Consider the following 12,963-nt stretch of genomic DNA (forward strand, 5'->3'; position numbering starts at 1 on the left):
AACGGGAGAAAATTTGGGCTTTTTTAAAAATTTAGAGGTTATGCAACGCGCTCAAATAGAATTGACACCAATAAAATTCATAAAAGGAGACGCAACAAATCCAACAGACAACGGAACAAAAATCATTGTTCATATTTGCAATGACGTTGGCGGTTGGGGAAAAGGTTTTGTAATGGCAATTTCTAAAAGGTGGAAACAGCCAGAGACAAAATACAGAAGTTGGTATAAAAGCAAAGAATTAGAGAATACTGACATAGTTCAATTTGAACGGCTTGAAAGTAGAGATAAATACTCAAACGAAAAGAAATTTGAATTAGGAAACGTTCAGTTTGTTAAAGCAACTGACGACATTTGGGTTGCAAATATGCTTGCTCAAAGAGACATTCGCCCAGACAAAGACGGACTTCCTCCTATTCGTTACACTTTTGTTTCTGAGTGTTTAGAAAGAGTTAGACAATTTGCCAAACGACAAAATGCAAGTGTTCATATGCCAAGAATTGGTTGCGGACTTGCAGGTGGACAATGGACAGAAATTGAAGAAATCGTAAACGACAATTTAATTGCTCACGAAATTGAAACGACTGTTTATGACTTTGAATAACAACAGACAAGCAAGAAGCACTGTGCATAACAAGGGTTTGCCAAAAGCGGGGCTGAAGTTCTTCGATTGAGCATTTGTGCAAGGTTCAACATTAGTAATTCTATTGAACTTTTGTGCTAAAAATCCCCGCCTTCGGCAAGCCCCAAAACGTTGAGCGACATTACGCCTGCGGCGTAGTTTTGTTCTTCGTGTTTTGCTGCGCAAACACTCCCATCCAAAACAAATGTCGCTCAACGCAGCGCTTGACCTAATTTTGTCTAAGATACGCCTGGGCTTTGCGCCGGCTGCGGCTCGCACCGCTCGCCGTTCCGGCTAACGTCGCCCAACAAAATACTTGACAAAATTAGATCCCGAGAAAAAAAACACCGGAATCCCAAAATAAATTTTGGTATCCTCTTTTTTTTCTCGGAACTTCGTCAAGCGCTGCGTTGCCTGCAACCGTAGGGGGACAGTGCTAACATCAAAGTTTCGGGCTGACAAACGAGCGACAGACAAATTTTCGGCAAAGCCGTTTTGCTATTCTTCGCAAAATTAAAAGAGGTGTTTGCCACCGCACAAGCCGACACAAAACACCACATTTAATTTTGCCCGACCGTACCCAAGCCCACCCGACAATTTCCGACTTCACAAAAAAAATCTGAGAAAAAACTTGTCAGACTAAATTTCTTAGCTAACTTTGTCATTTATTGACAAGTTTAAATTTACAAGCAAATGAAAGCAATGTTTGGCGAATACATCAGAGAATTACGGACAGACAAGGGTTTGACCTTGACACAACTTGCATCGCAACTTGACCTTGACTCTGCGAATTTGAGCAAAATTGAAAACGGGAAACGTGAATTTGACGAAAAACGCTTAGACAAATTGGCGACCGCTTTTAACCTTGACATTGACAAGTTGAAAACCGAATACTTTGGCGACCAATTCGCAAAGAAAATGTATGAATACAACTGTTCAACAGAAACGCTAATTGTAGCCGAAGAAAAAGTAAACTACTTGAAAAGTGTAAACGTGAAACAAGCCGAAATAAAATTCTAACTATGAACAAACCTTTGACATACATAAGTTTATTCAGCAGTGCGGGAGTTGGCTGTTACGGCTTTAAACAAAACGGTTTTGAGTGTATTGCGACAAATGAGATTTTGACGAAACGCCTGAAAATTCAAGCGTTCAACAACAAGTGTAAATACGACACAGGTTATTTGGACGGAGATATTTCAACGAAAGAAATCAAAAACAAACTTTTTACTGAAATCAAAAAGTGGCAAACGGAACACAAAATTTCCGAGCCTGACATAATCGTGGCTACACCACCTTGTCAAGGAATGTCTGTTGCAAACCACAAGAAAAATCAAGAATTGACAAGAAATTCTTTGGTTGTAGAATCAATCAAAATCACAAAAGAAGTCAATCCTAAATTTTTCATTTTTGAAAATGTAAGAGCATTTTTAAATACAATTTGCACCGACATTGACGGAACAGAAAAAACGATTGAAGAAGCCATAAAAATAAATTTAGGCGGACACTACAACATACTTTTCAAAGTCGTAAATTTTAAAGATTATGGTTCACAATCAAGCAGAACAAGAACGCTTGTAATTGGTGTTCGCAAAGACTTGCAGAACATTAGTCCATTTGACATTTTTCCCGAAAAACAAAAACCAAAAACGCTACGCAAACTTTTTGCAGGTTTAGAAAACATAAATGAAATGGGAAAAATATCGAAAACCGATATTTTCCATTCATTTAGAGAATATGATGCAAAAATGTTGCGTTGGATTGAGAATTTGAAAGAAGGACAATCGGCTTTTCAAAACACAGAAAAAGATAGAATACCGCACCAAATAAAAGACGGAAAAATCGTTATCAACGAAAGTAAAAATGGCGACAAATATGCACGTTGGTATTGGGATAAAGAAGGTCCTTGTGTGCATACGAGAAACGATATTTTGTCAAGCCAAAATACTGTTCACCCAGCAGAAAACAGAGTTTTCAGTATTAGAGAACTAATGCTGATGATGAGTATTCCTACAACTTTTCAATGGACACATCAATCAACAGACAAGTTGAATAAAATGAGTTTGCTTGAAAAGAAAGTGTTTTTGAAAAAAGAAGAATTAAACATTAGACATTGCATTGGCGAAGCAGTTCCGACAGGCGTTTTCAGCAACATTGCAAAAAGAATAAACGAAGTTTTAAATCAAAAATTTCTTTCAACAACTGAAATAAACAACGTAATCAAAAAAGAAGAATTGAGCGAAACTGAAAATTTGCTTTCGTTTATCAATTCTGATTTTTCCAAGTTAGGACTTGAAAACATTTATCAAATTGCAGAATACGCAAATTCAAGTCGTCAAGAAAATTCTGCATTTTTCACACGAAAAGACATTGCATTTTCAGTTGTAAAAGATTTGCCCGAACTGAAAGGAAAAAAGAAAATCAGAATTTTAGAACCGTCTGTCGGCATTGGTAATTTCATTCCGTTGTTGGTTGAAAAATACGAAGATAAAGACGAAATAATTTTTGACCTTGTTGATATTGACAATAATTCTTTCGTTGTGCTGAAAAACATTTTAGCCAAATTGAAATTGCCTAAAAAGTTCAAGTTTAATTTCATCAACGCTGATTTTCTTACACACGCTTTCAAAGAAAAATACGATATTGTTGTAGGAAATCCGCCTTACAAAAAACTAACGAACAACCAAGAATTATTATCGCTTTACAAATTCAACGTAAAAAACAATGAAACAAATAATTTGTTTTCGTTCTTCATTGAAAAAGCAATTACGTTAGGAAACTTCGTTTCTTTAATTGTTCCGAAAAGCCTAATCAATTCGCCCGAATTTAATATCACAAGAGAAATTTTGAAAGAGCAAAACCTTTTGAAAATTTGCGATTATGGCGAGAAAGGTTTCAAAGGCGTAAAAATTGAAACAATTAGTTTGTTGCTTGAAACTTCAACTAAAAAACAAAGCGAAACTATTTTAATAGAAAGTTACATCACTGAAACAGTTGAAGAAAAACGGAAAAATTATTTGTTGTCTGACAAGTTCCCATATTGGTTAATTTACCGAAATAAAGAATTTGACGAAATTTCAGAGAAGATGAAATTTGATATTTTCAATAGTTTTAGAGATAGGCAAATTACAAAGCAAATTACGAAAGACAACGGAAAATACAGAGTTTTAAAATCACGCAATGTGGGTAATAACGAAGTCAAAGAATTGGAAAATTACGACTGTTATATTGACGATACAGAAAATTTGGCTGTCGCCAAATTTCTTAATCGTGATGATGTCGTAATGATTCCGAACCTTACTTATTATCCAAGAGCGAGTTTTTTGCCCAAAAACACCATTACGGACGGTTCGGTTGCTTTATTGACTTTGAAAAATGGTAGCCGACTTCCGACAGAAAAAGATTTGGAATATTACGGTTCAAAAGAATTTGAGAAGTTTTATCGTGTTGCCCGAAATTTCGGAACACGTTCACTAAACATTGATAATAATTCCGTTTTCTTCTTCGGGCTTTTAAAAAAATTAGAGTAAATGACAGAAATTGAAAAGTTGCTAAAAAGCAAAAATTACGACATCAGAGTTACAAATGATGCAAGGTTTATGGACCAAAAATGTACGCCAGACGTGGTTTGTATCATTGCGGATTGTGTTTTGAATTTGCGAGAAAGTGAACCGCAAAAAGAATTTATTGTGCAAGACATTTGGGATTCTCAATACTTCATCAAAAACGTAAAAGCAATTTTCAATAAGCCGTCAGCAACTAATCCAACAACAAGAAGCGAATACGATAAATTCATTCAGCAACCGCTACGACTTTTGGCCTATGCAGGAATTTTGGATATTGAAAAAAGAGGAACAACGAATTATTACAAAGTTGCAAATCTTACAGTTTTGGAATATGTTTCATTGAAAGATAGAAATGCTTACAATTTCTTGTATCAATACTTTGTAAAAGTAATGTCGGACAGCGGACAAATAAAGTTCTTTGAAGAATACAAAAGCAAGTATGAAAAAGGCAAATTGACAAAAACGGATTTTGAAGATTTGCAAAGACGTTTTATTAAATTCATCATCGGAAATACTGCAATCAATGGCGAAGTTGAAGTAAGACGTATTTTCCCGAAATTGCTAAATGTTTACGCTTGTGAAAACAATTTGCCGGGTTCAATCAAAGGACGAATGTCCGAAAATGAATTTTACTATACGGACTTAATGTATAATCGTAAAAATTGGCGTGATTTATCAAAAGATAAAACCGTTTCACGACAAGAAGCAAATGCAGACAGCGAACAAAATGTTGTTGTTGATACAGCGTTCAACGCTTATTTGGTGCAAAAAGCAATGAACCAAATTAGAAAAATGTATTCTGAAAGTGAAGTGAAAGACCAATGGGCAAATGGCGATGCTACGCAAGTTCATCACATTTTCCCGAAAAGCAAATTTCCGCAACTTGCTCACTATTTGGAAAATTTAATCAAATTGACAGCAACGCAACATTACACAAAAGCACACCCAAACAACAAGACAGATGCGATAAACTTAGATTATCAACTTGTTTGCTTACTTGCAAAATCGGACAGCATTGAAAAATCATTGAAGAAAAACGAATTATATTACCGAAAAGAATCTTTTGTTTATTGCATAAACACAGGACTTGAACAAGACTTGAAAGCGGATTTAACTTTCAGACAAATCAAAACAGAATTGGCGACAATTTATAACGACTTATAAAATCAAAAACTATGGCACAACTAATTTTTGGAACAAAACAACAAATTCAATTTGCATCAGACAATGAATTTTTTGAAGCACTTGGTTTTCTTTGTAAAAACAACGGCACAACTTCAATTCATTGAGAACACAACGAAAATCAAGGTGCTTGGGGAAGTGAAGGCAGAATACATTGTTATCAGAATATACCAAGTTTTCCTGCATATTTTAGCAACGCTTTTTCGGCAGGTGTAAACAACATCGTTCACAGAATTAACTGCAATGAATATATTGAATACATTGCGACAAATTACGGTTTCCAGTTTGGACAAAATCAAGATATAGATGTTATCAGAATTATAATTCCTGTCCAATATTTAGCTGATTTTGAAAGAGGTTTATCACTTTAAACTAAAAAAACGATGAGTTTTAGTCAAAATTCCAATGCAAAAAATAATGGTTTGGTTTTAAATGTTTTAGAAATTATTCCATCAAAAGGAAGTATTCAAATTTTCAAATCAGAAAACAAAACCCAATCAATCAAAGATTATCTAAATGAATATCCCGAATACTATTTTTATTCAGAGGGGGTGACCGTTTATGCTTGGAATATTGTTGATAATCCGCAATTGGCATTACCAAATGACTTTAACCCAGCAGCTATTACACACAAAGAAAACACCTTAGTATTCAACAAAATAATTGAAATTGGGATATACCAATGGTTTAAAGTTAACAAGAGTAATATTTACCAATTAAAGTATTCCTCTGTTTATGAAGTTCAGTTTAAGAAAAATATACTTTCATTTAATGGATTAAATATTATTCCCGTATTGAATTTCGGAGTACATCCATTTTATAGCAAACAAACAGATAAGCAAGTTATCGGTTTGTCTTTGAGATATGCAACCAAATTTGCATTTGATACCAATGAAACTGTATTTCAAAATCTAAAATTTGATACCAGAGGCTTAAAACGTAATCACAAAAATCATATCATAGCTTCAACAAATGCAATTGCAAAATTTCTTGGAGCAACTAATCAAACAGCTAACTTCAATGCACAACGCAACAAGTTACTTTAATATACAGAACATCAACTCCCGATCAAAATTTATCCTGCCAACCTCCAAAAATTATACTTTTTGTCGTGTACTGAATAAATTATGCCAGAAATAAATAACACATTCAAAATTGGTTTATGTATGGCAGGTGCAATTTCTGCGGGTGCTTATACTGCTGGAGCTATTGATTATTTGATTGAAGCACTTGAAGAATGGCAAAAACGAAAAGATAATAACGAATCTAATACGCCAAGGCATAACGTTGAAATTCCTATCATTGGCGGTGCATCTGCAGGTGGAATGACAGGGATAATAGCAGCCTCTGCGTTACAGGATGAGATTGAACCCGTAAAGGAGTTGTTAGGCGACATAATGAAACAACAACCAAGCAATAAATTTTATCACACTTGGGTAGATTTAACAGATGATAAAATGCTAAGTATCCTTTTAAATACTGATGATATTACCAAAAACGGATTACAATCAGTTTTAAATGCAGACTTTATTGATAAGGTTGCAGAAAGAGCGGTAAAGGTATCAAACGCATCTACTGTTGATAGAAAGTATATTGCCAACAATTTAAAAGTATTTGTAACGCTTTCCAATCTTGAGGGAATGGATTTTTCTATAGCATTCAGATCTAATTCATATAAGGATAAATATGTTGTGAGTAGCTATAATGATTATGCTTATTTCAAACTTTGCGCATCAGAAAATGACTACACTAATGACGGATGGATTCCACTGAACTTTAAGACTAATTTGAATGTTGATGTTGTAAAAAATGCAGCGATGGCTACAGGTGCATTTCCTGTAGGATTGAAAGCAAGAATACTAAGTCGCGGCATGAAATATATGAATGACCTTGAATGGTTTAAACACATTACAAGAGATGCAAACAATCCATTCAAGAAAGACCCATACAATACAGTGAATGTTGATGGAGGTATGATAAATAATGAGCCGTTTGATAAAATCAGAGAACTTCTTCTTGGTTCAATCACTCCCCAAAAATTGCAAGATGTTCAAGATTATGATAAGTTTGATAGCACAGTATTAATGATTGACCCATTCCCAAGTGAAACAGAGAAGTTTGACGATAGCACCAAGCTGACTACAATAATAGGAAACACACTTGGAGTATTGGTGGGGCAAGCACGTTTAAAGTCTTCTCTTTTGATAGATGCAATGGATTCAAAGAAAGCAGGGCAATTCTTAATTGCTCCTGTCAGATATGAAAAGAAAGCGGGGGGAGAGGAAATATCCATTGAAGGAAAGAAAGCTATAGCTTGCGGCTCCTTAGACGGCTTTGGCGGCTTTATCAGTAAGGAATTTAGAATTCATGATTACTTTTTAGGTAGAGCCAATTGCGAAAAATTTCTCCGTGACCATTTCACAGTTCCTCAAAGTACGGCAAATAAAATCTTTATGAACGGATATTCAGGAATTACAGACAAAACACAATTTACATCAAAAACTGATGGAGGGTTGCAGATAATACCAATTTTTACAGAAAGGCGACTTTCGCTTTATATGCCTAAATTTTCCAATGGAAAAGAATATCCTGCTGTTACTTTTAACGAAATTAGTTCTTACAGAAAAATGCTAAAAGCAAGGGTTGAAAAAGTTATACTTAATATTTCCAAGTACAGCAGAACGCAACGTATGCTGTTGTGGATTGGGGCTAAAGTAGTGCTAAACGCTAAAATCGCAGATGCGGTAATTGACTCGGTAATAGAATCACTGGAAGAACATAAACTCATCAGAAAATAAAATACCAGCTACCTAACAAAAAAAAATAGCAATAGGCGGCCTGAACCATAGCTTTCTGAACCACAACTTAAAATTATTATTTTCTCTTCGATAACAGAATTTCCTATAACTTTGCCGAAATTTCTGGAAAATTGGAACGGGATTTGTAATGTCAATTTCGTTTAACATAAGAAACCATGAAACTGTTTGTAAAAATATTATTCTGCCTATTCTGGCTTGTTCTCGGCCAAAATATCGCATCAGCACAAAAATTTGCCTACGTTGATACAAAGTATATCTTTGACAAAATGCCTGAATACAACGCAGTAGAAAAAGAAATAGAGCAACTATCTCTGCAATGGCAAAAGGACTTGGAAGATATGCAGAAAAAAATAGACAAAATGTACCGCGATTATCAAGCTGAAAAAGTTCTACTAACCCAAGATGTTCAGCGTCAGCGTGAAGATGCTATCATGAAAGAAGAACAAAAGGTGGTAGATTTCAAAAAGAAAAAATTTGGCTATGACGGAGAATTGTTTAAACAAAGAGAAGAAAAAATGAAGCCAATTCAAGATAAAATATTTTCTGCCATTGAGTTAGTAGCCAAAGAGAAGAAGTATAATTTTATTTTTGATAAATCCGGTGCCGTAGTAATGCTGTTTGTAGATCCAACTTTTGACGTAAGCGATGCCGTTGTTCAAAAACTCGGTTCTATAGCCGGCACAGGAGTGCCTTCTGCGCCATCTAAGCCAAACCAGCCTACCCCCACACCACAAAATAGATCGGGTAGCGGAATGCCAAACACCCCCAAATAATCAATATCTAATTAAATCATGTTATTTCGTTTTTTGACAGTATTTTTAGCTGTTTATTGCTATGCATTAAGTTCATTATTTGCGCAATCCCCCAAAATTGCTTACACAAATATTGAATACATCCTGACGTTTATGCCGGAGGCTAAACAAATGCAGCAACAATTAGACGTTTTTGAAAAAAAACTATCAGAACAGTTAAGTGTAAAGCAAAGCTATGCGCAAGGTAAATTAGAAGAATACTATAAATTAGTAGAAGAGAAAAAACTCACACATGAACAAGACGAAGCCAGAAAGAAAGAACTGCTAAAGTTAGAAGATGAAATCAAAAAGTTTACCAGCGATTCTGAAGCACAACTTTTAACCAAAAAAGAGGAACTCTTAAAACCAATTATTGACAAGCTACAAACTGCTATCAATACTGTGGCCAAAGAGGACGGCTATACAATCGTTTTAAACAGTTCCAACTCAACGGGAGTTTCCAATATTTTGTATGCTCCCGAAAGTGATAATATCACCGAAAAAATCATTAAGAAGTTGGGTTTGAATTTAGCTCCTCCGCCGTCGAATACTCCGAAGCCAAATACCCCGGGAGGTAAGTAATTGAGTTTTGATAATTCACACATACGCCCGATAGGCGTTTTTGACTCCGGCATTGGGGGGCTAACCGTAGTAAAAGCCCTACAGGAAAGGCTTCCCAATGAGCATTTTTTGTACTTTGGAGATACAGCACACCTGCCATACGGAGATAAATCCCCGGAACTAATTCGACAATATTGCAGCGTTATCACCGACTTTTTGCTGCTGAACCAAGTAAAATCAGTTGTTGTAGCCTGCAACACCGCCTCTGCGGTTGCTTTTGAACAAATCAAGAATCGCTGCCCCAGCGAAATACCGGTCATCGAAGTAATCACTCCGGCAGTAGATATGGCAGTTAAATATTCTAATTCCCGAAGAATAGGCGTAATCGGCACGAAAACGACTATTTTATCACATTTATATCTTAGAAAAATTTTGGAACGAGTGCCGGAAGCACTGGTCGTTGAAAAAGCTACTCCACTGCTTGTGCCAATGATAGAAGAAGGCTGGAACAATAACAAAATCAGCCGTGAAATTATCGAAGCCTATATGTCTGATACCGGCTTTATGCACGTAGATACCCTCATACTTGGTTGCACTCATTACCCGCTTGTAAAACAAGCTATCGAAAACTACTTTAAAACTAACGACCGAAAAGTTACTGTAATTGATTCTTCGTTAGCAATAGCTGAAACTCTTGCTGGCTTACTGGAACAAAACAACCTGAATAACAGCCATAAACACCCTGATATTCAAGATAAATTTTTTGTTTCCGATATTACCGAGAGCTTTAGGGATTCTGCTGCATTATTTTTTGGTGATGATGTTCAGCTAAAAAAGATAAATCTTGATTTTTCCTAAAACAAGAAAAACAGAACACGTAAGTAGCTCATTACAAGCTAAAAACAAAATGTTTATCGGGAAAATTATCTGCGAGAAATTATAGTTCTTGTAATTTTTTAATTATGTTTTTTCTTTTTTTCATAAATACACAAATTAAATTGATTTTTGTAGGGAAATTGCGTAAAAAGAGAGCATCATGTATTACATTCGGTTTATCAACAAAGGAGCAACATACTTATTAATATGTAGCTTTGCCGCTTGGTTTCTGATTTCCTGTATGAAAGAAAAGGATAACAACATACCTCCGGTTGCCCAAAAGTTGCCTAAGATATTAGAAAAACACGGCCATAAACGCACCGACCCCTATTTTTGGATGGCCGAAAGGGATTCTCCCGAAGTATTAAAATACTTAAAAGCGGAAAATGATTACACACAAGCTATGATGAAGCACACGGAAACAATACAAAATTCATTGTTTCTGGAGATGAAAAACCGCTTTAAAGAAGATGACAGTTCGGCTCCTGTTTTAGACGGAACACATTACTATTATAGCCGCTTTGAACCTCAAAAAGAGTATCCAATCATCGCCCGAAAAAAAGAATCGCTGCAAGCCGCCGAAGAAATCTTACTCAATGTACCGGAATTAGCCCAAAATCATTCCTACTTTCAATTAGGCGATTATGCGGTTTCCCCAAATGAAACCAAAATGGCTTACTGCATAGATACCTTGAGCCGCAGATTATATCAAATTCATTTTAAAGATTTAGAAAATAAAACTCATTACCAAGAAGTTATAGAAAACTGTGAAGCTGAAGTAATTTGGGCAAATGATAATAAAACTATTTTTTACATCAGAAAAGACCTAACAACCTTACGAACAAATAGAATTTATAGCCATATTTTAGGCACCAACCCCGCTGATGATAAGTTAGTCTATGAAGAAAAAGATGAAACATTCAGTTTAGGTATTGATAAAACTAAATCCCAAAAATTTATTCTGATAATAGCAAACAGCACAACTACCTCCGAATACCTTTTAATAGATGCCGATAACCCGAGCCACCAGCCCACTAGATTTTTACCACGAAGCAAAGATCATCTGTACCAAGTAGATCACATTAACCAGACGTTTTATATCATTACAAATCAAGACAGTGCCCAAAATTTTCAGCTAATGACTGTCTCTGACAAAAAATATCAAACTCGGTCAGCTTGGGAAATCCGCATCCCACATAGAAAAGAAGTTTTATTAGAAGGAATAGAGCTTTTTGATAATCACTTAGTTATTCAAGAACGTTTGGGGGGATTAACCCAAATACGCATTATCAATGAAAAGAACAAACAAGCGCGTAACGTAACTTTTACGGAGCCAGCATATTTTGTATTTATAGGAAGCAATCCCAATGCCAATAACCCAAACCTACGACTTGTTTATACCTCAATGACGACTCCAACCACTCATTTTGACTATAACTTAGAAACAAATACCCGAACGGTTATTAAAGAACAAACAGTTTTGGGAGGGTTCAGCAAAGAGAATTATATAACGGAGAGGATTTTTGCAGAAGCTAAAGACGGTACCAAGATTCCAATTTCATTGGTGTATCATAAAGGTTTTAAGCGAGATGGCTCTGCCCCTTGTTATTTATATGGTTATGGTTCTTATGGTTATTCGTTAGATGCAAGTTTCAGCAGCATCCGGATTAGCTTACTTGATAGGGGCTTTGTGTACGCTATTGCCCACGTTCGAGGCGGGCAAGAAATGGGACGCTATTGGTATGAAGACGGGAAACTTCAGCATAAAAAAAATACATTTACAGACTTTATCGCCTGCGCAGAGCATTTAATAGCTCAAAAATATACCAGTGCAACAAAACTCTGCGCAAGTGGAGGTAGTGCAGGCGGGTTACTCATGGGCGCTGTTGCTAATATGAAACCGGAAATATTTCTGGCCATAGTAGCCAATGTTCCCTTTGTAGATGTAGTAACTACGATGTTGGACGAATCTATACCACTTACAACCGGCGAATACGACGAATGGGGAAACCCCAACAACCCAAAAGACTATGAATACATCCTTTCATATTCACCCTACGATAACGTAGTACCCCAAAAATATCCCAATATGCTTGTAATCACAGGTTATCATGATTCTCAAGTACAATATTGGGAGCCTGCGAAATGGGTGGCTAAACTCCGCGCAACCAAAACAGATAATAACAAGTTGCTGTTTTATATCAACATGGATTCCGGCCACAGTGGTAGTTCCGGTAGATTTGAAAGCCTAAAAGAAGATGCCTTAGAATATGCTTTCTTACTTGATTTACTACATATTAGTAAGTAAATATCAAAACGATATTTTGAAATAAAAAAGATAAAATAGAGATAGAAATATCCCTGTGATATACGTTTACAGGAGAACCTTTCTTAGAAAAGTGCAGCATTTTTGTTCCAAAATTCGATAATTATCAAGATATACGGCACGAAACCATTCCTGAAAGCCGATACAAAAAATAAATATTTGTTAAGCTATGGATAAAAAAAAGTCTCAACCGATTAAATTTTTCTAAATTTGCGCGTTCAGA

10 protein-coding genes are annotated in these 12,963 nt (G+C 35.7%); all 10 read left to right on the forward strand.

Going from position 1 to position 12,963, the window contains the following annotated elements:
- Positions 1-61: 61 nt before the first annotated feature.
- Positions 62-601, forward strand: coding sequence for an Appr-1-p processing protein (locus LC115_06645; GenBank protein MCZ2356353.1), 540 nt, complete (start codon positions 62-64; stop codon positions 599-601).
- 711 nt (positions 602-1,312) lie between these two features.
- The gene (locus LC115_06650) at positions 1,313-1,639 is read left to right on the forward strand and encodes a helix-turn-helix domain-containing protein (protein ID MCZ2356354.1); all 327 of its coding nucleotides are present in this window, start codon (positions 1,313-1,315) and stop codon (positions 1,637-1,639) included.
- Positions 1,640-1,641: 2 nt separating this feature from the next.
- Positions 1,642-4,149 (forward strand): DNA cytosine methyltransferase, encoded by a 2,508-nt coding sequence (locus LC115_06655; GenBank protein MCZ2356355.1) that lies wholly within the window; start codon positions 1,642-1,644, stop codon positions 4,147-4,149.
- On the forward strand, positions 4,150-5,349 hold the full coding sequence (locus LC115_06660; GenBank protein ID MCZ2356356.1) for a hypothetical protein: 1,200 nt from the start codon (positions 4,150-4,152) through the stop codon (positions 5,347-5,349).
- Between the two features lie 401 nt (positions 5,350-5,750).
- A complete protein-coding gene (locus LC115_06665) occupies positions 5,751-6,413 on the forward strand; it encodes a hypothetical protein (GenBank protein MCZ2356357.1) in 663 nt (220 codons plus the stop codon).
- A gap of 81 nt (positions 6,414-6,494) precedes the next feature.
- Complete coding sequence (locus LC115_06670; GenBank protein MCZ2356358.1) at positions 6,495-8,165, forward strand: patatin-like phospholipase family protein; 1,671 nt, start codon at positions 6,495-6,497, stop codon at positions 8,163-8,165.
- Positions 8,166-8,341: 176 nt separating this feature from the next.
- Positions 8,342-8,959 (forward strand): OmpH family outer membrane protein, encoded by a 618-nt coding sequence (locus tag LC115_06675; protein MCZ2356359.1) that lies wholly within the window; start codon positions 8,342-8,344, stop codon positions 8,957-8,959.
- A gap of 18 nt (positions 8,960-8,977) precedes the next feature.
- Positions 8,978-9,559: an OmpH family outer membrane protein gene (locus LC115_06680; GenBank protein MCZ2356360.1), complete on the forward strand. Its 582-nt coding sequence runs from the start codon at positions 8,978-8,980 to the stop codon at positions 9,557-9,559.
- The gene (gene murI, locus LC115_06685; GenBank protein ID MCZ2356361.1) at positions 9,560-10,396 is read left to right on the forward strand and encodes a glutamate racemase; all 837 of its coding nucleotides are present in this window, start codon (positions 9,560-9,562) and stop codon (positions 10,394-10,396) included.
- A gap of 178 nt (positions 10,397-10,574) precedes the next feature.
- Positions 10,575-12,722, forward strand: a complete 2,148-nt coding sequence (locus LC115_06690) for a S9 family peptidase (GenBank protein MCZ2356362.1) — start codon at positions 10,575-10,577, stop codon at positions 12,720-12,722.
- Positions 12,723-12,963: the final 241 nt, after the last annotated feature.

The sequence above is a fragment of the Bacteroidia bacterium genome (assembly GCA_026932145.1).
Taxonomy (GTDB): Bacteria; Bacteroidota; Bacteroidia; order J057; family JAIXKT01; genus JAIXKT01.